We start from the raw sequence: 22,843 nt of genomic DNA on the forward strand, positions 1-22,843 counted from the left end.
CTGAGTCTTTTCACTGCCTGGCTCAATGCCGGGTGAACCTGACGCAATCAGCTCTCTCGGGAGACAGCCTGCGAATCCTCATGAATGTAGTCGTCGGGGTCAATGGTCCCCCGCCAGCGGCCGATGGCCTTGAGACCGTGGTACATGACCAGCGTGGCCACAGAGCCAATAGCGATGCCGTTGAAGCTGACCCCGGCCACCGCGAAGGTGAAGTCCGCGATGCCCACGATCATGACGACGGCGCCCACGGTCATGTTGACGGACTTGCCGAAGTCCACCTTGTTCTCCACCCAGATGCGGATGCCCAGCATGCCGATCATGCCGTAGAGCATGGTGGTGACCCCGCCCAGAACGCCGGTGGGGATGGTGTTGATGATGGCCCCGAACTTGGGGCAGAGGGAGAGCAGGAAGGCGAAGATGGCGGCGCACCAGTAGGCGGCCGTGGAGTAGACCTTGGTGGCGGCCATGACGCCGATGTTCTCCGCGTAGGTGGTGGTGCCCGAGCCTCCGCCCAGTCCGGCCAGCGTAGTGCCCAGGCCGTCGGCCATCAGGGCGGTGCCGATCTGGTCGTCATAATCGCGGCCGGTCATCAGGGCTACAGACTTGACGTGACCGATGTTCTCGGCCACCAGGACCAGCACCACAGGGATGAACATGGCCAGGACAGACGGGTCGGCCTGAGGGGTGTGGAAGTGTGGCAGACCGAACCAGGCGGCCTTTTCCACAGCTGCAAAGTCGACCTGGCCCTGGGTGACTGCGAAAATGTAGCCGACGATAACGCCCAAAAGGATGTTGAGTCGGCCGATCAGACCCTTGAAAAGCACGGCTATCAGCATGACGGCCACCAGGGTGACCAGGGCGGTCAGCGGGGCCGACTTGAAGTTCTTCCAGGCCGAGGGGGCCAAGTTGAAGCCGATGATGGCCACGATGGCACCGTTGACCACCGGGGGCATGATCAGATCAATCCATCGCGAACCGGCGAAGTGGACGATCAGGCCGATCAGGAAGAGCAAAGCACCGGTGACCATGATCCCGAAGGAGGCCACAGCCAGGCCCTTGTGGGCAGTGGTCACTGCCAGGACCGGGGCGATGAAGCCGAAGGAGCTGCCCAGATAGGAGGGCAGACGGTTGCGGTTGATCAGCAGGAAGAGGGCCGTGGACATGGCCGTGAAGAAGAGGGTGGTAGAGGGGTCGAATCCGGTCAGAATGGGAACCAGGAAGGTGGAGCCGAACATGGCGATAACGTGCTGGGCGCCGATGCCAGCCGTACGTGGCCATGTGAGTCGCTCATCGGGTTCCACAACCTCGCCCGGAGCCAATGTTTTCCCGTCGCCGTGCAGTTTCCAGCCCATGGACAATGCCATTTCACTGTGCTTTCTCTCGTGCGCCGTGCCGGTCACGGCGGACCGGAATCATCAGTATATTCGCACGGGAGGACCCGAAATGGGCTAGAGGAAGGAATGCCTCACTGATAGGTAGGCATGTTCTCGAAGTTGAAGCCGATGGCGGCCAGCTGCTCGCGACCCTCAGGGGTGATCATGTCCAGGGTCCAGCGCGGCGACCAGGTCCAGTCGATGCGGAACTCCTCGACCAGGCCCGCCAGGACGCTGGCGCACTGGTCCTCGATCAGGTCAGTCAGCGGGCAGGCCGGCGTGGTCAGGGTCATGGTGATGATGGCCCGTCCCAGTTCGTCGATTTCTATGCCATAGACCAGCCCCAGGTCGACCACGTCAATGCCCAGCTCGGGATCGATGACCTGGTGCAGGGCCTCCCTGACATCCTCCGCGGTGGCCCGGCCGATGTCGTCGACAGCCTTGAGAGGGATGGCCTCTTCAGCGGCGGCCTCGGTATCAGCGGCATTTTGATCCGCAGCTTTCTCGCTATTGGCGGCCGGCTCGCTGGCCGAGGATTCGTCACTCGAGCTCTGATCTGCATCGGACTTCTTGTCCGCCTGGCCGTCGACCTGACGCATGGAACCGCCTTCGGCCGACTTCAGCACCGTTTCCGCGCCCAGGGGATTGCTGGCCAGGGCCTGTGCCGTGCCGGGATCGCTGATGGCCCTGCCCACCGAGGCCAGGATGGAGTCCTGGGGCTCGGGTACCAGATTCGTATTGCCGCTCATGCCTGCTCCTCCTTCTCACCTTTGTCGCCCTCTCGCCCAGCTGACAGGGCCTGGGCCACCGAGGCCTTCATGCCCTCCCAGCCCAGCAGGGCGCACTTGATTCGCATAGGATACTTGGACACGCCCTGGAAGACCATGGCATCACCGAGAGCGTCCTGCGCCTGCTCGTCCTCGATTCCAGCGCCACGCGATTCCATAAGCTTGCGGAAGTCTGCAGCCAGATCCATGGCATGGTCAACGGTCTGCCCCTGGACCAGATCCACCATGATGGACAGGCTGGCCTGGCTGATGGAGCAGCCTGAACCCTGCCAGACGATTCGCTGGATGAGGTCGGGACCTCCCTGCTCGCCAGGCGCCACTTCCACATGAATGGTGGCCTGATCCCCGCAGGTGGGATTGAACTGGTGGGACTCGGCAGCCAGGCAGGCCTCGTGCTCCACTCTGATGGTCACACCGTCGCCGTCAGAGTCTTCTCCCCCATCAGCCTGATCCCCTACACGCCCGTGAGGATCCCGGGCTGCGTCCAGGATCACCTCCTGGTACATCTGCTCCAGTTCTTCGTCATCCATCCCGAAATCCGCCATGTCCTCAAACCTACCAGTATGTCTTTGCCAAATCCGTCTATGCGCTGCCGGTGAAGACCCTCAGGCTACCCGGAAGAACTTGCGGACCCCGGCGACGGCTTCCAGCAGGGCATCCGTGTCGGCCACGGTATTGTAGACGCCGGTCGAGGCCCGGTTGGAGGCCATCAGGCCGAAGTGCCGATGGACCGGCTGAGCGCAGTGGTGGCCTACGCGGATGGCAATGCCGCGCGAATCCACATACTGGCCCACGTCATGGGGATGGACCCCATGCACATCGAAGGCGATTGTGCCGATCCGGTCCTCTGGAGTGGTCGGCCCGAGGATGCGTACCCCGTCCAGCTCCCCCAGCCTCAACAGACCAGTGGTGATGGCTTTCTCGTGTTCGGCGATGTTCTCCATGCCCAGATCCATCAGCCAATCGGCAGCTGCGCCAGCACCGATCATCTGTGCCACCGGCTGGGTGCCGGCCTCGAACCGGGCCGGAGGATCCATGTAGCTGGCTGGACGGTCCAGATAGGCCAGCTCCACCATGGATCCGCCGAACGATGCCGGGGGCAGAGCCTCAAGCAGTTCACGGCGACCATAGAGGAAGCCCACGCCGGTGGGGCCATACATCTTGTGAGCACTCCAGGCAGCGAAGTCCACATCCATGGCATGCAGGTCCACAGGCAGGTGAGGCACCGACTGGCAAACGTCCAGCACCACCAGGGCGCCCACCTGATGGGCACGGCGGACGATGGGCTTGATGTCAGTGATGGCGCCGGTCACATTGCTGACGTGGGTGACGGCGACCACCTTGGTCCGCTCGGTGATGACCTGGTCAGCGGTATCGGCCAGAACACGGCCTTCCGGGTCCAGATCGAAATACTTAAGGACGGCTCCGGTCCGGTAGCAGAGCTCCTGGAAGGGCAGGAGGACCGAGTGGTGCTCGGCCTTGCTGACCACGACTTCATCCCCCGGCTTCAGGGCGAATCGACGTGCCGCCTTGCCTCCACGACCCAGGCTGGCGTTGCCGAAAGCGGTGGCCAACAGGTTCAGAGCAGCCGTGGCCCCGGCGGTGACGACGATCTCCTCGCCGCCTTCCTGGCCCTCTGCGCCGACCAGGGCGGCCACGCGTGAGCGCGCATGCTCAAAGGCCACAGTGCTGCGGGCGGCCAATTCGTGCGCGCCCCGATGCACCCCGGCGTTGTCCTTCAGGTAGAAGTCCCGAACGGCATCGATGACCGCCAGGGGCTTCTGGGCAGTGGCAGCCGAATCCAGATAGACCAGGGGGTGGCCATGCACCTGCTGGTCCAGAATCGGAAACTGCTGCCGAATGCTGTCATCAATGACCATTGCGGACCTCTTCTCTTATCCTCAGGCCAGGGCTGATTCCGAGTCGGCGCCCTCGGGCAGGTACTGGTCGTACCCGGTCTCCTCCAGGGTGTCGGCCAGCTCGGGGCCGCCGGTCTTCACAAAGCGGCCGTCGGCGAAAACGTGGACGATGTCGGGCTTGATGTACTTGAGGATCCTGGTGTAGTGGGTGACCATGAGCACGCCCATGCCGGTGTTCTCCTTGGCCCTGTTGACCCCCTCGGAGACGATGCGCAGGGCGTCCACGTCCAGCCCGGAGTCGGTTTCGTCCAGGACGGCGAACTTGGGCTTGAGCAGCTCCAGCTGCAGAACCTCGGCCCGCTTCTTCTCGCCGCCCGAGAAGCCCTCGTTGACGGAGCGCCGGGCGAACTTGGGATCCATGCGCAGCCGCTTCATGGCATCATTCAGGTCCTTGGTCCACTGGCGGATGGCCGGGGCCTTGCCGTCGACTTCGGTCTTGGCCGTACGCAGGAAGTTGGTCATGGACACGCCAGGTACCTCGACCGGGTACTGCATGGCCAGGAAGAGCCCGGCCTTGGCCCGCTCGTCCGGGGTCATCTTGAGCAGATCCTGCCCATCCAGCAGGGCCTGGCCCGAATCCACCTCGTACTTGGGATGGCCGGCCAAAGTATAGGCCAGGGTGGACTTGCCCGACCCGTTGGGCCCCATGATGGCGTGAGTCTCGCCGGAGTTGACGGTCAGCGTGGCCCCCTTGAGGATCTGCTTGCGACCCTCCTTGGTCTCCACTGAGACGTGCAGATCCTTGATTTCCAATGTGGACATGTCAGTTCTCCTCCAAAACGTGCTGCATCTCTTGATCCTCGCCGGCCGCCAGCCTGCGGTCGATGACCCCCATCAGGTGCCCGGAGACGCTGGGGACGTCGATCTCCTCCACCAGTTCGCCGAAGAAGCCTCGGACCACCAGCTTGCGGGCCTCCTGCTCGGGGATGCCGCGGGACTGCAGGTAGAAGAGCTCCTCGTCGTCGAAGCGTCCGACCGAACTGGCATGGCCCGCCCCGATGATGTCGCCGTTCTCGATTTCCAGGTTGGGCTCGGAATCAGCGATGGCCCCGGGGGTGAGCACCAGGTTGCGGTTGAGCTCGTAGGAGTCGGTTCCGGGCGCAGTCGGCTGAATGAGCGCGTTGCCCACCCAGGTGGTGTGCGCGCCGATGCCGTCCAGGGCCCCCTTGTAGACCACACGGGACTTGCAGTTGGGATGGTTGTGCACCACCATGGTCCGGTGTTCCATGTGCTGGCCGGGATCGACGAAGTAGATGCCTAGCATGTTCAGGTCGCCCTGCTCGCCACCGAAGTCCTGGTCCATGCGCAGCCGTACGACATCGCCGCCAAGGCTGACCACCGAGTGGCGCAGGGAGGCCTCGGCTCCCAGGTGGATGCGGTGGTTGCCTATGTGCTTGCTGCCCTTGTCCCACTCCTGAATGAAGGTGGTCGACATCTGCGAATTGTCACCGATGTCGATTTCAACCCCCTCGGCCAGACGTGCCTGCCCCTGGTGCTCGACCACCAGATCGGCCTTGGTGCCCGCTTCGGCCTTGATGACCAGGTGGAAGGCATCCAGTTCGGGGCCGCCGCCGTTGACACGGACCAGCACAGGCTGATCCAGGGTGCCCTTGAGGTTCACCACCGTCGCCTGCTTGCCGCTGGCCCACTCCACAGCGGCCGCTCGGTCGCTGGGCTTGAGGACGGTGCCGCAGGGGGCCTGATCCATGGGAACCTGGCTGAAGCTGACCTGATCTGCAGGCGGTTCAGACCCGTCGATCATGGTGACTGAGACCTTGGTCAGGCCGCTGGGCTGGAAGACGGTGAAGAACTCCTCCATCCGGTCGATGGGGGTGAACCGCCAGTCATCCTGCTTGCGGGTGGGCATGGGGAAGTCGTCAGGGTTGAAGGAGCGGGGCTCCTTGTCGGCGCTGGACGGCATGGTGGCCGGGAAAGCATAGGGATCCTTGGGATCCGCATGCGGAATGGTTATTTCGCTGTTTTGTGACATCAGCCTACCGAACCCTCCATCTGCAATTCGACCAAGCGGTTGAGCTCCAACGCGTACTCCATGGGCAGCTGCCGGGAGATGGGTTCTACGAACCCGCGCACGATCATGCCCATGGCCTCCTTCTCCTCCAGGCCACGGCTCATCAGGTAGAAGAGCTGGTCCTCGGAAACCTTGGAGACGGTGGCCTCGTGGGCCATGGAGACGTCATCCTCGCGGACGTCCACGTGCGGGTAGGTGTCCGAGCGGGAGTAGTCGTCCACCAGCAGGGCGTCGCAGACCACCGAGGAGGAGGACTTCTCGGCTCCCTTGATGATCTTGACCAGGCCCCGGTATGCGGCCCTTCCCCCGTTGCGGGAGATCGACTTGGAGACGATGGTGGAGGAGGTATGGGGTGCCAGGTGGATCATTTTGGCGCCCGTGTCCTGGTACTGTCCCTTGCCGGCGAAGCCCAGGGAGAGGGTCTCGGCCTTGGCGTAAGGCTCAGCCAGGATGCAGGCCGGGTACTTCATGGTCGCCTTGGACCCGATGTTGCCGTCCACCCACTCCATGGTGCCGCCCTCGCGCACGTAGGCGCGCTGGGTGACCAGGTTGTAGACGTTGTTGGACCAGTTCTGGACCGTGGTGTAGCGCACGCGAGCGTGGGGCTCGACCACGATCTCCACGTTGGCCGCATGCAGGGAGTCGGTGGAGTAGATGGGGGCCGTGCAGCCCTCCACGTAATGGACGTATGAGCCCTCGTCGGCGATGATCAGCGTGCGCTCGAACTGGCCCATGTTGGGCGTGTTGATGCGGAAGTAGGCCTGCAGGGGGATGTCCACATGGACGCCCTTGGGCACGTATACGAAGGAGCCGCCCGACCAGGCCGCCGTGTTCAGGGCGGCGAACTTGTTGTCGTCCGGGGGAATGACCGTGGCGAAGTACTTGCGGAAGAGGTCCGGGTACTCTTTCAGGGCCGTGTCCGTATCCAGGAAGATGACCCCCTGTTTGCGCAGATCGTCGCGGATGGAGTTGTAGATGACCTCGGACTCGTACTGGGCGGCCACGCCGGAGACCAGCCGCTTCTTCTCAGCCTCGGGGATGCCCAGCCGGTCATAGGTGGTGCGGATGTCGTCGGGCAGGTCCTTCCAGTCCTTGGCCTGCTCCTTCAGCGGCTTGACATAGTACTTGAAGTCGTCGGCATCGAACCCGCTGAGATCCACGCCCCACTTGGGCATAGGCTTCTCCATGAAGGCCCGATAGCCCTTGAGACGCATCTGCAGCATCCAGTCAGGCTCGCCCTTATCGGCCGAGATGGCCCGGACCACGTCCTCGTCGATGCCCTTGTGGGCGTTGCGCCCGGCATCGTCGGAGTCGTGCCAGCCATAGGTATAGTCGCCGAACTCGGAGATGATCTGGTCGTCTTGTTTGATTTTCTCTTCATTGACGCGGGAGCGGTCGGCCACGTACTGGCTCATTTCCACATCCCGCGATGTGTCTGTCCGCTGCGAGGTGCTGTCCACGAGCTGAGACCTCCTAACACACGCACGGCCGCCATATGCGGCCGCTCACACCATTACAGAATAACCAGGACAGTAGTAAACCGCCAGACCTGGGCTTACGCTCTCTAAGGAATCCAGCCGACCCTCTTGACAAAGCCGTCGATACGGACGATCGCCCGCTTCCCTGCGAGGGGGAAACGAGCGATCATACCGAAAATGTTCGAAAAGGATCGGCCTCAGGCCGCCTCCTGGCCTCCGTGCTCCAGGCTGGCCTTGACCAGGCCGGCGAAGAGGGGGTGCGGCTTGGTGGGCCGGGACTTGAACTCGGGATGAGCTTGGGTGCCCACATAGAAGGGGTGCTGGTCCTGGGAGAGCTCCACGAACTCGGTCAGCTGCCCGTCCGGGCTGGTGCCCGAGATGTGCAGGCCCGCCTTGTCCAGCCGCTCCTTGTAGGCCACGTTGACCTCGTAGCGGTGGCGGTGACGCTCGGAGATCTCGGTGGAGCCGTAGAGCCGGGCCACCAGGGAGTCGGGCTTGAGCACTGCCGGGTAGGCGCCAAGCCGCATGGTGTGGCCCATATCGCCATGGCCGGCCACGATGTCCTTCTGCTCCTCCATGGTGGCGATGACCGGGTTCTCGCAGTCAGGCTCGAACTCCGAGGAGTTGGCGTCCTCCAGACCCAGGACATGGCGGGCGAACTCGATGACCATGGACTGCAGGCCCAGGCAGAGGCCCAAGGCAGGCAGGCCGGTCTCACGGGCATAGCGCAGGGCGCCGATCTTGCCTTCGATGCCGCGGATGCCGAAACCTCCGGGGACCACGATGCCGTCCACGCCCTCCAGGGCCTTGCGGGCGCCATCCATGGTCTCGCAGGTGTCGGCCGCCACCAGCTTGACCTGGACCTGGGACCGGTTGGCGAAACCGCCGGCCTTCAGCGCCTCGATGACCGACAGGTAGGCGTCGGGCAGGTCGATGTACTTGCCCACGATGGCGATGGCCACCTTGGTGCGGGGGTTGTGGACCCGGTCCAGCAGGTCCTCCCACTCGTTCCAATCGACATCGTGGAAGGGCAGCCCCAGCTTGCGCACCACGTAGGTATCCAGACCCTCCTTATAGAGGATCTTGGGCACGTCGTAGATGCTGGGCGCATCCACGCAGTTGACCACGCCCTCGGCATCCACGTCGCACATCAGGGAGATCTTGTCCTTGATGGCCTGGTTGAGCGGCCGGTCCGAGCGCAACACCAGGGCGTCGGGGGCGATGCCCAGCTGGCGCAGGGCCATGACCGAGTGCTGGGTGGGCTTGGTCTTGAGCTCGTGGGCGGCGGCCACATAGGGCACCAGGGAGACATGGACGAACATGCAGTTGTCCGGGCCGATATCCCGACGCACCTCGCGGGCGGCCTCCATGAATGGCTGGGACTCGATGTCGCCCACGGTCCCGCCGATCTCGGTGATGATCACGTCCACGTCGTCGCTGGCCTGGGCCCGCATGCGGCTCTTGATCTCGTTGGTCACGTGGGGAATGACCTGGACGCACTGGCCCAGGTACTCCCCCGCCCGTTCCTTGCGCAGGACGGACTGGTAGATCTGGCCGGTGGTCACGTTGGCTTTCTGGGAGAGGAAGACATCGGTGAAGCGCTCATAGTGGCCGATGTCCAAGTCGGTTTCGGCCCCGTCCTCGGTCACGTAGACCTCGCCGTGTTGGAAGGGGTTCATGGTCCCCGGATCGACGTTGATGTAGGGATCCAGCTTCTGTTGAAGAACGCGGATTCCGCGGCTTCTCAGCAGTCGGCCCAGAGATGATGCGGTCAGCCCCTTGCCCAGTGAAGAGACCACGCCGCCGGTGACGAAAATGTGTTTGGTGATATGCCCTTGCGAATTTCCATGTTCTCTGACCATGGAACTTCAGCCTATCAGGCAGGAGCGACCAGAAACCGGCCAACACTCGAGGAGGAGGGACGGATTCAGGGGCGGCTCGGATGCAGGTGGTCGGCCAGGTAGCGGCCGGTCACCGAATCCGGGTTGCGGGCCACGGATTCGGGGTCGCCCTGTGCCACGATGCTCCCGCCTCGATCGCCGCCCCCCGGGCCCATATCGACCACATGGTCGGCGTTGGCGATCATGTCCAGATCATGCTCGATGAAGACCACGGTGGCCCCCTTGCTGACCAGGCGCTCCAGCACGCCGATCAGGACGCGCACATCCAAGGGATGCAGGCCGGTGGTCGGCTCGTCCAAAACGAACATGGAACCATTCTGCTTGCGGCCCAGTTCGTTGGACAGCTTCAGCCGCTGGGCCTCCCCGCCGGACAGGGAGGGGGTGTCCTCCCCCAGGGTCAGGTAATCCAGACCCAGGTCCTTTAAGGTCTGCAAGCCTCGGCGGATGGCCGTGTACTCGCGGCCCTGTGCGAAGACCTCCAGAGCCCGGCCCACCTCCATGGCCAGCAGATCAGGCAGGCTCAGCGGCTCCGGGTGTGCCGGCGTCGACAGGCGGTAGTGCTCGGCCTCCGGACGGTACCGACGACCCTGGCAGCTGGGGCAGGTGATGGGGATGTCGGGCAGGAACTGCACGTCCAGGCTGATCTGCCCGGTGCCGTCGCACTGGGGGCAGCGCAGGGATCCGGTGTTGTAGGAGAATGCCGAGATCCCCAGCTTGTCCTTTTTCGCCTGGTCAGTGGCCGCGAAGAGGCGGCGCAGCCGGTCCATCAGCCCCGAGTAGGTGGCCACCGTGGAGCGCACATTGATGCCGATGGGCGAGGAGTCCACCAAGCGGACCCTGTCGATGCCGGCCGGATCCAGACTGTGTACATGCTTGGGCATGGGGTCGCCCTGGATGCGGGCCTGCAGGGCCGGGACCAGAGACTCCAGGATCATGGTGGTCTTGCCGGAGCCGGATACACCGGTCACCGCCGTCATGCATCCACGCGGAATGGCCAGGTCCAGAGGATGGACCGTGTGAATGGGTCCTGACTGCATGCGGATCCAGTCACGCTCTGCAGGCATGGGATGCCGATCCCGAACCAAAACGGGCTCGCTGCCATCCAAAAAACCGGCGATGCGCGAGTCCTGATCAGCGGCGATTCGCTCAGGAGCCCCCTGGGCCAGGATCCTGCCGCCGCGCTCCCCTGCTCCGGGACCCATTTCGATCAGATAGTCGGCTGATTGCAACACCTTGACATCATGGTCGACGAAAACCACCGAATTGCCGTCGGCCAGCAGGTCGCGCATGACCCCTATCAGCCCCTCCAGGTTGGCAGGATGCAGACCGGTCGAGGGCTCGTCCAGCACATAGAGCACACCGGTGGTCTCATTGCGGACAGCCCTGGCCAACTGGGCCCGCTGCCGCTCCCCGGTAGACAGCGAGGCGCTGGAGCGGTCCAGGGTCAGGTAGCTCAGTCCCAGCTGGATCAACCGCCTGCCCATCTCATCCAATGTCTTGCAGAGGGCCGAGGCCATGGGCCGCATGGGCTCAGGCAGCGTGGGCGGCAGCTGCCGACCCCAGTCCAGCACCCGATCCAGGGGCCAGGAGGTGACCTCGGCCAGATTGTCCCCGTTGATCTGAGGCAGACGCGCCCGTTGGTTGAGTCGGGTGCCCTGGCAGTCCGGGCAGGTCCGTTCGGTCAGGAACTTGGCCACCTTGGCCAGACGCTTGTCGTCGTTGGCCCTCTTGAGTTCCTCGGTCACGGTCAGCCGTGCGTTGCGGAAGGTGAAGTCCAGCTCGTGGACACCCTTGATCGACGTAATGGTGATGTGCTTCTTCTCGGCCGGCCCCTCGAAGACGATCTTCCGCTCCCGATCGGTCAGATCCCGCCAGGGCACGTCGGTGCGTACTCCGAACTCGCGCACAATGTCGGGCTGGACGTTGAAGCCGAAGGTCCGCCAGGGCACCACGGCCCCCTGATCGATGGTCAGGCTGTCGTCGGGAACCAGGGTGGCGTCGTCCACCTCGCGCACGGTTCCGGTCCCCTGGCAGGTAGGGCAAGCACCCAAGGAATTGAAGGCTAGTTCCTCGGCGCTGGGAGGCTCCACCTTAGCGCCGCAGATCGGGCAGATGATAGGCATCTCGGCCGCCACAGCCAGGGTGGGCTCCTGGCGATGGCCATTGGGGCAGACATGGCTGGCCAGCCGGGAGAACATCAGCCTGAGCACGTTGAGCAGTTCCGTGGCGGTGCCGAAGGTGGAGCGCATGCCGCCCACGCCCGGCCGCTGACGCAGAGCTAAAGCCGGAGGCAGGAAGCGCACCGAATCAACCTGGGGACGCTGGGCCTGGGTCATCCGCCTCCTGGTGTAGGTGGACAGGGATTCCAGGTAGCGCCGGGACCCCTCGGCGTAGAGGACCCCCAGAGCCAGGGACGACTTGCCGGAGCCCGAGACCCCGGCGATGCCTACCAGGTGATTCAGAGGGATGTCGACATCCAGGTTGCGCAGGTTGTGGACCCGGGCGCCGCGGACAAGGACGGCCTTGGGCGGTGCGGAGAGTTTCTTGCCGGTCTCCCCGCTGTCGCTCATGCGTTCTCCAGCAGGTGGGCCACAGCTTCCAGGGCCAGCCGGTAGCCGTAGAAGCCCATGCCGGTAATGGTGCCGGTGGCCACCGGCGATATGACGCTGCGTCGGCGGAAGGCCTCCCGGGATGAGGGATTGGAAATATGGACCTCCATCAGCGGCAGCCCTGCCTGGGTGACCTGGACGGCGGCATCGGCAAGCCCATAGCTGTAGTGGGTGAAGGCTGCTGGGTTGAGCACCACCGCGCTGCCCTGATCCACGGCCTGATGCATCCAGCGGATGACCTGGCCCTCGTCGTCCGATTGCAGCACCTGAACATCCAGGCCCAGCTGCTTACCCCAGTCTTCGCAGTCACGGGTCAGCGTCGCTAGATCCTGACGACCGTAGACATCAGGGTCGCGCACACCCAGCCGACCCAGGTTGGGTCCGTTGACCACCAGAACCGTCTGCCTGCCCTTGTCGGCATCCGCCATCTGTCATTCCTCCTTGCGTATGGCCTGGAAGGCCTCCTTGAGCGCCGAGACCGGCGGGTCGTCCAGGTGGGTGGGTTTGCCCAAACCATCAAGAATGATAAACCGCAACTTGTTGCCACGGGCCTTTTTGTCCCGATGCATGAGGGCCAGCACCTGGCCGAAGTCCCCCCCATTCCACCAAGTCCTCAGACCCAGGGAGGACAGCAGCTTCCTGTGGTAATCGACCGCTTCCTGATCCAAGTGGCCGGTGATCCTGGCCAGCTCGGCTGCAAAGACCATGCCCACGGACACTGCCTGGCCATGCCGCCAGGTGAAGTGTTCGATCTTCTCGATGGCGTGGCCCAGGGTGTGCCCATAGTTGAGGAACTCCCGCAGGCCGGACTCCTTGAGGTCCACTGAGACGTGCCGGGCCTTGACCTCTACGGTACGTTCGATCAGATCCTGGACCACCGTGCCCAGCCACTGGTCGGACTCCTGACCGTCGAAGGCACGCAGGGATTCGGCCCGCTCCTCCAGCTCACGCAGGATGCCGCCGTCCATGATGAACCCGGACTTGGCCACCTCGCCCAGCCCCTCTACAAAGATCTCATTGGGCAGGGTCCGCAGGGTCCGCAGATCAGCCAGGACGCCGGCAGGGGTGTAGAAGCTGCCGACCAGATTCTTGCCCTGCTCCAGGTTGATGCCGGTTTTGCCGCCGGTGGAGGCATCGACCATGGCCAGCAGGGAGGTGGGGCAGTTCACATAGCGGATGCCCCGCATCCAGGTGGCGGCAATGAACCCGGCCTGGTCTGTGGCCGCTCCACCGCCCAGTCCCACCACCGCGTCAGAACGGGTGAAGCCCTCGGTGGCCAAGCGCTCCCAGATGCCCTGGCTGACCTGGATGGTCTTGCCGGCCTCCGCGTCGGGAATGGTCAGATCCACTACCTGGTAACCGGCTTGTCGAAGCAGGGCCCGGGCATGGTCGGAATGACGCTGGACAGGCTGGGTGTGGATCAGGGCCACACGCATGGTCTGGTCGCCAAGCAGCTCATGCAGCCGCCCGGTCACGCCTGCACCGATCCTCACATCGTAGGGGTCGGGACCGCTGACGTGGACCACCCGCTCAGTCAAGGCATCCGCCAGCCGTCTGGCCAGGGCTCGAGGGGTGGTGTTCCTGGATTTGAGAGTGATGGTGGCCAGCTCCTGGTAGACGCTGCGACGCTCACGGTAGAGAGCCATCCAGCGCTCCGATGCGCCGCCGCGGAGTAAGGGACGATGATCCGACCGAGCTGCTCGGCTGACCCCCTCCTCGGGGTCTACCTGCAGGTAGACCACAGCGCCGCCTGCCCGCCGATAGTCCTGCAAGGCCTGGAAGACCTCGGTGCTCATGGGTGCGCCTCCACCCAGGGACAGGATGCCGCCGGAAAAGTCCTTCAAGAGGTCCAGGACCGCCCTGGTCTCCATGCCGCGGAAAGCCTGCTCGCCCTGAGTATCGAAGATCTCGCTGACCGATCGGCCTGCTTCCTCCTCGATGCACTGGTCCGTATCCCGGAAGGGCGCCTTGATCAGGGCAGCCGTCTCCCTGCCCAGACGGGTCTTGCCCGCACCGGGCATGCCGATGACGACGGCCTTGGGCATGCTGCTGCTTTCAATCATGCAAGTCCGCCCCTCACCGCAGATGCTCGGGCCAGGACTGGAGGTAGGCCTGGGCGTTGCGCCGAACCTCGTCGAGCGAGTCGCCGCCGAACTTCTCCAAGGCGAACCGTGCCAGGGTCAGGTTCATCATGGCTTCGCCGATCACTGCGGCGGCGGGCACGGCGGTCACGTCGGAACGTTGATGGATGGCCTGGGCAGGCTGGCCGGTGGCCACATCCACCGTGCGCAGGGCCCGAGGCACCGAAGAGATGGGCTTCATGGCGGCCCTGACCCTGATGGGCTGGCCGTTGGAGGTGCCGCCCTCCAGGCCTCCAGCGTGGTTGCTGAGCCTGCGGATGGTGCCGTCAAGACCGGGCTCCATTTCGTCATGGGCCTGTGATCCGGGGCGGTCAGCCTCGCTGAAGCCATCGCCGATCTCCACGCCCTTGATGGCCTGAATGCCCATGAAGGCGCTGGCCAGGGCAGCGTCCAGGCGGCGATCATCCTCCACATAGGTGCCCAGACCTGCCGGCACACCATAGGCAATGACCTCGAAGACCCCTCCAGCGGTGTCGCCGTCCTTCTTGATCTGGTCGATCCTGGCCATCATCCGCTTCTCGGCGTCCTTATCCAAGGTCCTGACCGGCGAGGCATCCAGAGCAGGTCCGTCCTCAGGGCCGGGCGTGGCCTCATGCCCCTCCAGGCCGACCCCGGCTATGGAGATGACATGGGAGACGGTCCGTATGCCCAGAGCCTGCTGCAGGAAGTCGGCAGCCACCGATCCCAGGGCCACCCGGGAGGCGGTCTCCCTGGCCGAGGAGCGCTCAAGGACTGGGCGCGCATCCGTGAACCCGTACTTGCGCATGCCGGTCAGATCGGCGTGGCCGGGCCTGGGCCTGGTCAGCGGGGCGTTGCGGCCGGTCGCCGGGGGTTCCTGGTCGGCAGGCAGCTCGTCCACGCTCATGATCCGCTCCCACTTGGGCCACTCCGTATTGCCGATTTCGATGGCCACCGGAGAGCCGAGCGTCCGTCCATGCCTGACCCCGGTCAGCAGCCGAACCTTGTCCTGCTCAAAGCCCATCCTGGCCCCACGGCCATAGCCCAGCCGACGACGGGCCAGGGCTGATTCGATGTCCTTGGTGGACACGGCAACCCCGGCGGGCAGACCTTCCATCATGGCCACCAGGGCCTCTCCGTGGGATTCCCCTGCCGTCTGCCAGCGCAACATATTCAAGCTCCTCGTTCGTTCCTCGTTTGCCAGGTTAGGGCTACGTATGATTATCTTAGAAGATGGTCTACCTCATCCCAGCGCCGGGACTGCTGACTGCCCTCCTCCTGGCCCTGATCGACATCCGCTCCCGGCGAGTCCCACGTCTTCTCGTGCTCTTGGGACTGGTGCTGCAGACGGTGACCCTGCTGGTCTTTTCGCTGATCCGAGCTCAGCCGATGCTGCTGGTGCAGTGCCTGCTGCTGACGCTGGCCTCTGCAGGCCTTCAGCTCCTGCTGGCCCTGATCCGACCCGGCGCCCTGGGACTGGGCGATGTGACGGCCACTGGTCTGGTGGCCCTGAGCCTGTCGGTTCTGGGATGGGCGACGATCCTGGTCTGGTGGGCGATGATGGGGCTGCTGGGGCTGATTGCCTTGGCCCTGGCCTGGTTGGCTCGTCGCCGCGGACCGGTCAGAACGCACAATCCCCTCTCGCTGGCCTACGTCCCAGTCATCCTTGCTGCGGCAGTAGCGGCCCTGATCATTGACACCGTCTAGGCAATTGCAATCCAAGCGCAAGGCGCTAGTCGTTCTGCTCGTTGTGCCGAGATTCCCAGGCCTTGTATTCCTTCACGTCGCGGTTGAACTGATCCTGGTTGTCGCTGAACCTGGTCTCTCCCGTGTCCAAGTTGACAGTCACGAAATAGAGCCAGTTGCCCGACTCCGGGTGCATGGCCGCCTGGATGGCCTCGTCACCCGGGCTGCCGATGGGGCCTGGAGGCAGGCCCTGGTGAACCCTGGTGTTGTAGGGGTCGCTGGCGTTCTGCAGCATGGCGTCGGTCAGCTTCAAGGCCGAGACATTGTTGGAGTAGGCCACAGTGCTGTCCATGCCCAAGGGCATCCCCTTGGCCAAGCGGTTGTCGATGACCCTTGCCACCTTGCCGTAGTATTCCGATTTGTTGACCTCGGCTTCGGTAATGGAGGCGGTATTCAGGATGGTCTGCCGGTCCTGACCGCCGGGTACGCCCAGCTGGTCGAGATGCTCAATGCGCTTGGAGACCAGGTTGGACAGGATGGCCTTGGCCGACCCGGCCTTGCGCACATCGTACTCCCCGGGCTGCAGCCAGCCCTCAAAGTCTCCCTGGGCCTCCGGGGGCAGAATCCCCTCCCCCTTGGCTTGAACCAAAGCATCGAATTCGCCCTGCGGCACCCCAGAAAGCTGAGCGGCCCTGGCGATCACATCACGCACCCGCTCGCCGGCCCGCACCTGCAGGAAGCCTCCGGCCTTGTTCCGGTCGGTCAGAATGGCCACGACATCGGAGGCCTTCATCCGCAGACGCAGATCGAAGGTGCCGGGCACCAGCCTGGACTCGGATTGGGCGCTGGTGATGGCGTGCAAAAAGGCCTCAGTGGACTTGACCACTCCAGCCTTGACCAAGTGAGCACCGACCTGATCAGCCCCCTGTCCGCTCTCGATCGTGAACTCCACCGGCGCTCCGCCAGGGCCGGGATAATCCGGAGCGACCTCCTTGGTGGCTACGATCCTAGGAGCTCCGTGGCGCAGCCCGCCCACCAGAATCACCGCGCAGGAGGCAGCAACCACCACGGCCAAAGCAATGAGGAGAACCATAATCCGCTGACGGCGCTTGCGGCGTTCACGCCGACGACGCATCTCACGACGCGAACGAGGAGGGCGCGGCGGCAAAGCGGAGACCGGGGCTTGCCCATCGGCCACCCACTGGACCTTATCCTGGAAGAATTCCTGCATGTCGTCGGCCAATTACCACTCCTTGTCGGCACGTTGGTTGTCCAGGGCCGACTGCAGCAGCACAACAGCGGACTGCTGATCGACCACAGGACGATGTCTTCGCCCGTCCACGCGGGCATCGTATAGCTGACGATGGGCGCTGACGGTCGTCAGTCGTTCGTCTCGCAATACTACACTGGGCAGTTGCTCAGGGGCAACGCCAGAATCTTGTGCAGCCTCCTGCAGGCGACCGGTCAGGGCACGCACCCAACGGGCTGCCTTTTTGGCGCTGCGACCAGCCTGACCGCTCAGAAGCAGAGGGTATCCGACTACGACCCTGGACACGCTTTTGTCCAGGATCAGGTCTTCCACCTGGTCCAGGGCCTGGAAGTAGTCGCCCTGAACCCTGATGTTGCCAGCGGGAAAGGCCAGGGTCAGCTCCGGGTCCGACAGGGCCAGGCCCACCCTGGCTTCCCCAAGATCCACCCCCAGCCATACGGCTGTATGTGATCGCACGGGAAGCTCAGCCCTCTCGGACCTGATCACTCAGGGCTTGCAAGGCCCGATCAATGGCCGAGGCATCCTGACCGCCGCCCTGGGCGAAATCAGGCTTGCCTCCTCCGCCGCCTCCCAGGACCTTGGAGGCTGTCCTGACCAGGTCGCCTGCCCTGAGGCCGCGATCACGGGCCGCCTGATTGGTGGCTACGAAGATGACCGGCTTCTCATCCTCGCTGACACCGGCCAGGGCGACCACAACCGGGTATTCCTCGCCCATGCGGGCCCGCAGGTCGGTCACCGTCTTGCGCAGGGCATCCACAGAACCGAAACGGCCCATATTCCGGGATGCGATCTTGACATCTTCCGGGGCATGCAGGGCCTGGTTGGCCAGTTCGGGCACAGCCTGGGCCATCTGCTGCTCATAGGTGGCCGCCAGTCGGCGGTCAGACTCCTTGAGCTTGGCCAGCAGGGCCGAGATTCTGGATTCCAGCTCATCGGGGCGGGCGTTGAGCTTGTCTGAGAGCTGTGAGACCAAGGCGTGCTCGCGGGCGTTGTATTCGTAAGCCCCCTGGCCCACTACAGCATCAACGCGACGAACGCCGGTGCCCACCGAGGCCTCGGACATGATGGAGACCGCGCCGATCTTGCCCACGTGATCCACATGGGTTCCCCCGCAGAGCTCCCGGCTCCAGCCGTCCTCGCCTATGGAGACCACACGGACCACATCGCCGTACTTCTCCCCGAACAGGTGCATGGCACCCAGGGCGATAGCGTCGTCGTACTTCATCTCCTGAGCGGTCACAGCCAGGTTGTCACGCAGGCGATCGTTGACACGGGATTCCACCGCATCCATGGCCTGGCGGCTTGGGGCCTGCGACCACTGGAAGTCAAAACGCAGCCTATTGGGCGCATCCTCGGAGCCGCGCTGTGTGGCCTGGGGGCCCAGCTCCTCGCGCAGGGCCTTGTGGACCATGTGCGTAGCGGTGTGCGAACGCGCAATGGCCCCACGCCGGTTCCGGTCAATGGTGGCCGTAACCTTGGCCTGCAGGGTCAACGTTCCCTCGGTCAGCCGGCAGCGGTGGACGGTCAGCCCCTTGACGGGGTTCTGCACATCGTCCACCTCCAGGACGGCCCCGTCGTCGGTCAGGATCTCACCCTGGTCGGCCAGCTGGCCACCGGCCTCGGCGTAGAAGGGCGAGCGGTCCAAAATCACCTCAACCTGAGCAGGTGCCTTGACGGCCGGAACCGCGCCCTTGCCCTCCTGAATGATGCCCAGGACGGTCGAGCGGCTGGAAAAGTCGGTGTAGCCCAGGAAGACCTGAGGCTCGTCCAGTGTCTTGCGCATATCGTCGTAGACGCTCAGATCCACGTTGTGCCGCTTCTTCATGGCATCGGCGCGGGCCCTGGACTTCTGCTCGTTCATGAGCTTTCGGAATTCGTCCTGATCCACCTTGACGCCCTGCTCGGCAGCCATCTCCAGGGTCAGCTCGATGGGGAACCCATACGTGTCATGCAGGGTAAAGGCATCCTTGCCGGAGACTTCTGGATCACCCTTGTCTTTCTTGGCCTTGTTGACGGCTGTGTCCAGGATGGTGGTTCCCTTGTCCAGAGTCCGGCGGAAGGCCAGCTCCTCGCCGTAGGCCGATTCGGCCACTTCGGAGAAGGTGTCGTTGAGCTCTGGGTAGCTGGGGGCCATGGCCTCCTTGGAGACCGGGAAGAGCTGGGGCAGGACCTCCTGGTCCACGCCCAGCATCTTCATGGAGCGGATGGTCCGGCGCAGCAGACGGCGCAGCACGTAGCCACGGCCGACGTTGCTGGGGCGGACGCCGTCGCTCATGATCATCAGGGCCGAGCGGACATGGTCGGCCACCACACGGAAGCGCACGTCATCCTGGGCATCGTCGCCGTAGTGCCGACCAGACAGGCTCTCGGCAGCCTGGATGACGGGGTAGACCTCGTCAGTCTCGTAGATGTTCTGCTTGCCTTGAAGCAGGTAGGCCAGGCGCTCCAGGCCGGCGCCGGTGTCGATGTTCTTGTGCTCCAGCTCCCCCACGATGTGCAGGTCGGTCTTGGAGCGGACATTGTCCACCTCGTAGTTTTCGAAGACCAGATCCCAGATCTCGATGTATCGGTTCTCGTCTGCCGAGGGGCCGCCCTCCTTGCCATAGGCAGGGCCGCGGTCCACGTAAATTTCGGAGCAGGGGCCGCCGGGGCCGGGGCCGCCAGTGGTCCAGAAGTTGTCCTCCATGCCCAGGATCTCCATGTGCTCGGGGTCGAAGCCCTCGTTCTTCCACAGGGAGCGGGCCTCCTCATCGTCGGTGTAGGTGGTCACCCAGATCGTTTCGGGATCGAAGCCGTAGCCGCCCTGGTCCTGGGGCTTGGTCAGCAGGTCCCAGGCGTAGTGGATGGCCTCCTCCTTGAAGTAGTCCCCGAAGGAGAAGTTGCCCAGCATCTGGAAGAAGGTGCCGTGACGGGTGGTCTTGCCCACCTCATCGATGTCCAGGGTGCGCACGCACTTCTGGTTGCTGGCCATCCGGCTCTTGGGCGGGGTCTGCTCCCCCAGCAGATAGGGGATGAAGGGAACCATGCCGGCGATTGTGAAGAGCGTGGTGGGATTGGGCGAGATCAGGGAGGCGGAGGGAACCACCAGATGATCCTTGTCCTGGAAATAATCGAGGAAACGCTTGGCGATTTCCGATGTGCGCATGCTGCTTCTGCTCCTTCAGACCCGATGAACGCCGAGGGGATAACGGGTCGTCCAAATGACTCGGTTGTCCGGGGTGCGAACAGGTCGCCCGCACTCCGGACTCTTAGCTGAATATGGTGATTTTACACCGGCCAGGCGCATCTGTCCTGGCCTGTCCGCCCCAGGCTCAGCCCTGGAAACGGTCCAGATAGCGGCGGTCCAGCTCGTCCTGCCGCTGGTGCATGGTCTGGGTGAACTGACGCACCAGGCCGGACAGGGTCCGTGAGGCCACCTGGTCCTGGTCCTCGCCCAGCACGAATTCCCTTGCACGCTTAGGGGTATTGGCCCTGACATAGGCCTCGGCCTTGGTCACCAGGACCACGCCTGCCGTGACGCCCAGCCCCATCCAGAAGATCCGTTTGAACATCAGCGGGTCCTCCCCTCGTTCCCTTGGCCGTCATTGGCCTTTTGTGCGGTGGTATTTGGTGCGGTGGAGGGCTTGGATTCGGCGCTGTTGCGGCCGCCAGAAAGGAATGACGAGATCGTCTTGCGCAGGGCATAGAGGAAGGCTGCCACTTTGATGACCGGCTTGCCCAGCATGGATCCGTACAGGTCGGTCAGGGCGCCGACGTTGCCTGCCGTGGTCGAGGCCGCTGCGGAGATGCGATTGACGTCGGTCAGGGTCTGGTTGAGCTGGGTGACCGTGCTGGTGGACTCATCCAGGGTGGGCACGACATGGTCGCCCGCCTGCTTGATGGTCTGCGCCAGCTGGTCGAAGAGCTTCCCCAGACGAATCAGGGGATAGATCAGAAACCCCGCCAGGATAGCGAAGGCAATGGCCGCTATCAGGCCGGCAATCTGTCCTACGTCCATCTGCTACCTCTCTTCCATAGGTACGATACTGGGGACAAGGCTAGCACGCGCCATCTATCAGCCCAAGGCCATGACCGGCCGGTTGAAGCCGGTTCAGCGGTTGAAGGACTGAACCTGCAGGGCACGCTCAAAGGGGGCCTCCGTATCGAAATCGAATATGGTGACGCTGCCGTTGCTCGGGCGGCTGCTGGTGTCATAACGCCCGCCGCCGAATCGGTTGACCAGACTGAGCAGGGTGTTGCCGTGCGAGATCAGCAGGACACGGTCGCCATCTTGCAGATGCGGGTCGGCGGCAATCAGTGCGAATCCGCCGGCAATGCGCGTCCAGTACTCGCTGTCGGACTCCGCATCACCGAAGGGATCGGCCTCCTTGAGGAAATCCCTGGTAGCCGCAAGGCCGAACTGATCCACAATCTGCTGGTAGGTGCCCGCCCCATAAGGCGCGCCTGCAGCCCACCAGGCCATAGCCATGTCCTGCCCCTCGAAGTAGCCGTAGAACTGCTCGCGGAAGTGGCTGTCGCTGACCGGCTCAGGCTTCTTCTCCGACTGGTTCTGGGCCAGGATCCTGCGGACTGTCTCCTGGGCGCGGGTGGTGTCCGAGCAGTAGGCGGCCGCAAAGCTCACCTTGCTCAATTTTTGGCCCGCACGGTCGGCGTCCTCCAGCCCCGATGCAGTCAGCGGCGAGTTGGACCAGCCTTGAAGACGGTTGTAGCGGTTGAAATAAGTCTGCCCATGGCGGACGGCATACAGATGGAGCAACATGCTCCCATTATCCCACCCACAATCCGGCAGGGGTGGCAGATCCTGGCATGCAAAGGGCCCCGGACGAACCGGGGCCCCAAAGTCGCAGGCGGTCAGCGAGCGTAGAACTCGACCACGTACTGGATGTTGATCTGAACCGGGATCTCCTCCGGCTCGGGCTTGCGGACCAGGCTGGCCTTCAGGGAGGCCAGGTCCACGTCCAGGTAGCCGGGGACTGCGGGCAGCACATCCCGGTGAACGCCTTCGGCGGCGATCTGGAAGGGTACCATGGTCTGGCTCTTGGGCTTGACCTGGATGGTCTGGCCGGGCTTGACCCTGTAGGAGGGGCGGTCCACGATGTTGCCGTCGACCAGGATGTGGCGGTGAACCACGTACTGGCGGGCCTGGGCGGTGGTGCGGGCGATGCCGGCGCGCAGGACCAGGTTGTCCAGGCGGCACTCCAGTTCGCGAAGCATGGCGGCACCGGTCTGGCCGGACTCATGGGTGCCCCGCTCGTAGGCGGCACGCAGCTGCTTCTCGGAAACGCCGTACTGGGCGCGCAGCCTCTGCTTCTCGCGCAGACGGACGGCGTAGTCGGACTCGGTGCGACGACGGCTGCGGCCGTGCTCGCCGGGGCCATAGGGGCGCTTCTCGAACAGGCGCTGGGCCTTGGGGGTCAGGGCGATGCCCAGAGCGCGGGACAGGCGGACCTGGCGACGCGCACGCTGAATGTTAGTCATTGATGCAATCCTTACTTGCTTCTGTCGTTATCTGAACGAAGACGGCCGGAACCGTCGAGTCAGGCCTCTCCAATGCTTCACCGTGCCAAGCACGAACGACCTTGCGGCCGCCGACCCATTGATGGGCTGAGACTCCAGATAGATCCGCGCACAAATACGCAAACCAAGTGTTTATTAAACCACATGAGCCAGACCTGGGAGCACATGTATGTT

The 22,843-nt window shown here is 64.0% G+C and carries 20 protein-coding genes; 1 reads left to right on the forward strand and 19 read right to left on the reverse strand.

Features of this window, described 5'->3' with window-relative positions; all coding sequences use genetic code 11:
* Positions 1 to 47: 47 nt before the first annotated feature.
* From FPK30_RS05365 to aroC, 12 genes are all read right to left on the reverse strand, one after another.
* Complete coding sequence (locus FPK30_RS05365; RefSeq protein WP_101432432.1) at positions 48 to 1,364, reverse strand: uracil-xanthine permease family protein; 1,317 nt, start codon at positions 1,362 to 1,364, stop codon at positions 48 to 50.
* 101 nt (positions 1,365 to 1,465) lie between these two features.
* The gene (locus tag FPK30_RS05370; protein ID WP_144085630.1) at positions 1,466 to 2,122 is read right to left on the reverse strand and encodes a metal-sulfur cluster assembly factor; all 657 of its coding nucleotides are present in this window, start codon (positions 2,120 to 2,122) and stop codon (positions 1,466 to 1,468) included.
* Positions 2,119 to 2,706, reverse strand: a complete 588-nt coding sequence (sufU, locus tag FPK30_RS05375; RefSeq protein WP_144085631.1) for a Fe-S cluster assembly sulfur transfer protein SufU — start codon at positions 2,704 to 2,706, stop codon at positions 2,119 to 2,121. The genes FPK30_RS05370 and sufU overlap by 4 nt, the downstream gene beginning before the upstream one ends.
* 60 nt (positions 2,707 to 2,766) lie before the next feature.
* On the reverse strand, positions 2,767 to 4,041 hold the full coding sequence (locus tag FPK30_RS05380; protein ID WP_144085632.1) for a SufS family cysteine desulfurase: 1,275 nt from the start codon (positions 4,039 to 4,041) through the stop codon (positions 2,767 to 2,769).
* Between the two features lie 21 nt (positions 4,042 to 4,062).
* The gene (gene sufC, locus FPK30_RS05385; protein ID WP_144085633.1) at positions 4,063 to 4,842 is read right to left on the reverse strand and encodes a Fe-S cluster assembly ATPase SufC; all 780 of its coding nucleotides are present in this window, start codon (positions 4,840 to 4,842) and stop codon (positions 4,063 to 4,065) included.
* 1 nt (position 4,843) lies between these two features.
* A complete protein-coding gene (gene sufD, locus FPK30_RS05390) occupies positions 4,844 to 6,070 on the reverse strand; it encodes a Fe-S cluster assembly protein SufD (RefSeq protein WP_144085634.1) in 1,227 nt (408 codons plus the stop codon).
* On the reverse strand, positions 6,070 to 7,524 hold the full coding sequence (gene sufB, locus FPK30_RS05395; RefSeq protein ID WP_180335444.1) for a Fe-S cluster assembly protein SufB: 1,455 nt from the start codon (positions 7,522 to 7,524) through the stop codon (positions 6,070 to 6,072). Before sufB ends, sufD begins: the two co-directional genes overlap by 1 nt.
* A 260-nt stretch (positions 7,525 to 7,784) precedes the next feature.
* Positions 7,785 to 9,449, reverse strand: coding sequence for a CTP synthase (locus tag FPK30_RS05400; protein WP_144085635.1), 1,665 nt, complete (start codon positions 9,447 to 9,449; stop codon positions 7,785 to 7,787).
* Positions 9,450 to 9,514: 65 nt separating this feature from the next.
* Positions 9,515 to 12,058 carry an excinuclease ABC subunit UvrA gene (locus FPK30_RS05405; RefSeq protein WP_144085636.1) on the reverse strand — a complete coding sequence of 848 codons (2,544 nt, stop codon included), beginning with the start codon at positions 12,056 to 12,058 and terminating at the stop codon, positions 9,515 to 9,517.
* A complete protein-coding gene (aroQ, locus tag FPK30_RS05410) occupies positions 12,055 to 12,525 on the reverse strand; it encodes a type II 3-dehydroquinate dehydratase (protein ID WP_144085637.1) in 471 nt (156 codons plus the stop codon). Before aroQ ends, FPK30_RS05405 begins: the two co-directional genes overlap by 4 nt.
* Before the next feature lie 3 nt (positions 12,526 to 12,528).
* Positions 12,529 to 14,160: a bifunctional shikimate kinase/3-dehydroquinate synthase gene (locus FPK30_RS05415; protein ID WP_144085638.1), complete on the reverse strand. Its 1,632-nt coding sequence runs from the start codon at positions 14,158 to 14,160 to the stop codon at positions 12,529 to 12,531.
* Between the two features lie 13 nt (positions 14,161 to 14,173).
* Positions 14,174 to 15,367, reverse strand: a complete 1,194-nt coding sequence (gene aroC, locus FPK30_RS05420; RefSeq protein WP_144085639.1) for a chorismate synthase — start codon at positions 15,365 to 15,367, stop codon at positions 14,174 to 14,176.
* A gap of 62 nt (positions 15,368 to 15,429) precedes the next feature.
* Here aroC and FPK30_RS05425 point away from each other — a divergent pair, with 62 nt between their 5' ends.
* Positions 15,430 to 15,903: a peptidase A24 gene (locus FPK30_RS05425; RefSeq protein ID WP_144085640.1), complete on the forward strand. Its 474-nt coding sequence runs from the start codon at positions 15,430 to 15,432 to the stop codon at positions 15,901 to 15,903.
* 25 nt (positions 15,904 to 15,928) lie between these two features.
* Here the strand turns inward: FPK30_RS05425 and mltG are convergent, their stop codons facing one another.
* The 7 genes from mltG to rpsD form a co-directional block, all read right to left on the reverse strand.
* Positions 15,929 to 17,125 carry an endolytic transglycosylase MltG gene (gene mltG, locus FPK30_RS05430; RefSeq protein ID WP_144085641.1) on the reverse strand — a complete coding sequence of 399 codons (1,197 nt, stop codon included), beginning with the start codon at positions 17,123 to 17,125 and terminating at the stop codon, positions 15,929 to 15,931.
* On the reverse strand, positions 17,126 to 17,608 hold the full coding sequence (gene ruvX / locus FPK30_RS05435; protein WP_144085642.1) for a Holliday junction resolvase RuvX: 483 nt from the start codon (positions 17,606 to 17,608) through the stop codon (positions 17,126 to 17,128).
* A 7-nt stretch (positions 17,609 to 17,615) separates the two neighbouring features.
* Entirely contained in the window at positions 17,616 to 20,297 is a 2,682-nt protein-coding gene (gene alaS / locus FPK30_RS05440; RefSeq protein WP_144085643.1) for an alanine--tRNA ligase, read from the reverse strand.
* Between the two features lie 166 nt (positions 20,298 to 20,463).
* Positions 20,464 to 20,703, reverse strand: coding sequence for a hypothetical protein (locus FPK30_RS05445; RefSeq protein WP_024627396.1), 240 nt, complete (start codon positions 20,701 to 20,703; stop codon positions 20,464 to 20,466).
* Positions 20,703 to 21,149 (reverse strand): DUF948 domain-containing protein, encoded by a 447-nt coding sequence (locus tag FPK30_RS05450; protein WP_144085644.1) that lies wholly within the window; start codon positions 21,147 to 21,149, stop codon positions 20,703 to 20,705. The genes FPK30_RS05445 and FPK30_RS05450 overlap by 1 nt, the downstream gene beginning before the upstream one ends.
* A gap of 93 nt (positions 21,150 to 21,242) precedes the next feature.
* Positions 21,243 to 21,911: a histidine phosphatase family protein gene (locus FPK30_RS05455; RefSeq protein ID WP_144085645.1), complete on the reverse strand. Its 669-nt coding sequence runs from the start codon at positions 21,909 to 21,911 to the stop codon at positions 21,243 to 21,245.
* 92 nt (positions 21,912 to 22,003) lie between these two features.
* On the reverse strand, positions 22,004 to 22,630 hold the full coding sequence (rpsD, locus tag FPK30_RS05460; protein WP_015021916.1) for a 30S ribosomal protein S4: 627 nt from the start codon (positions 22,628 to 22,630) through the stop codon (positions 22,004 to 22,006).
* Between the last annotated feature and the right edge of the window lie 213 nt (positions 22,631 to 22,843).

Origin of the sequence: Bifidobacterium apousia, from assembly GCF_007559275.1 — a bacterium.
GTDB classification, from domain to species: Bacteria; Actinomycetota; Actinomycetes; order Actinomycetales; family Bifidobacteriaceae; genus Bombiscardovia; species Bombiscardovia apousia.

Excerpts from the sequence above, each read along its gene's own strand:
- FPK30_RS05365 (WP_101432432.1), bottom strand. The coding sequence starts at position 1,364 with ATGGCATTGTCCATGGGCTGGAAACTGCACGGCGACGGGAAAACATTG.
- FPK30_RS05370 (WP_144085630.1), bottom strand. The coding sequence starts at position 2,122 with ATGAGCGGCAATACGAATCTGGTACCCGAGCCCCAGGACTCCATCCTG.
- sufU (WP_144085631.1), bottom strand. The coding sequence starts at position 2,706 with ATGGCGGATTTCGGGATGGATGACGAAGAACTGGAGCAGATGTACCAG.
- FPK30_RS05380 (WP_144085632.1), bottom strand. The coding sequence starts at position 4,041 with ATGGTCATTGATGACAGCATTCGGCAGCAGTTTCCGATTCTGGACCAG.
- sufC (WP_144085633.1), bottom strand. The coding sequence starts at position 4,842 with ATGTCCACATTGGAAATCAAGGATCTGCACGTCTCAGTGGAGACCAAG.
- sufD (WP_144085634.1), bottom strand. The coding sequence starts at position 6,070 with ATGTCACAAAACAGCGAAATAACCATTCCGCATGCGGATCCCAAGGAT.
- sufB (WP_180335444.1), bottom strand. The coding sequence starts at position 7,524 with ATGAGCCAGTACGTGGCCGACCGCTCCCGCGTCAATGAAGAGAAAATC.
- FPK30_RS05400 (WP_144085635.1), bottom strand. The coding sequence starts at position 9,449 with ATGGTCAGAGAACATGGAAATTCGCAAGGGCATATCACCAAACACATT.
- FPK30_RS05405 (WP_144085636.1), bottom strand. The coding sequence starts at position 12,058 with ATGAGCGACAGCGGGGAGACCGGCAAGAAACTCTCCGCACCGCCCAAG.
- aroQ (WP_144085637.1), bottom strand. The coding sequence starts at position 12,525 with ATGGCGGATGCCGACAAGGGCAGGCAGACGGTTCTGGTGGTCAACGGA.
- FPK30_RS05415 (WP_144085638.1), bottom strand. The coding sequence starts at position 14,160 with ATGATTGAAAGCAGCAGCATGCCCAAGGCCGTCGTCATCGGCATGCCC.
- aroC (WP_144085639.1), bottom strand. The coding sequence starts at position 15,367 with ATGTTGCGCTGGCAGACGGCAGGGGAATCCCACGGAGAGGCCCTGGTG.
- FPK30_RS05425 (WP_144085640.1), top strand. The coding sequence starts at position 15,430 with ATGGTCTACCTCATCCCAGCGCCGGGACTGCTGACTGCCCTCCTCCTG.
- alaS (WP_144085643.1), bottom strand. The coding sequence starts at position 20,297 with ATGCGCACATCGGAAATCGCCAAGCGTTTCCTCGATTATTTCCAGGAC.
- FPK30_RS05445 (WP_024627396.1), bottom strand. The coding sequence starts at position 20,703 with ATGTTCAAACGGATCTTCTGGATGGGGCTGGGCGTCACGGCAGGCGTG.
- FPK30_RS05450 (WP_144085644.1), bottom strand. The coding sequence starts at position 21,149 with ATGGACGTAGGACAGATTGCCGGCCTGATAGCGGCCATTGCCTTCGCT.
- FPK30_RS05455 (WP_144085645.1), bottom strand. The coding sequence starts at position 21,911 with ATGTTGCTCCATCTGTATGCCGTCCGCCATGGGCAGACTTATTTCAAC.
- rpsD (WP_015021916.1), bottom strand. The coding sequence starts at position 22,630 with ATGACTAACATTCAGCGTGCGCGTCGCCAGGTCCGCCTGTCCCGCGCT.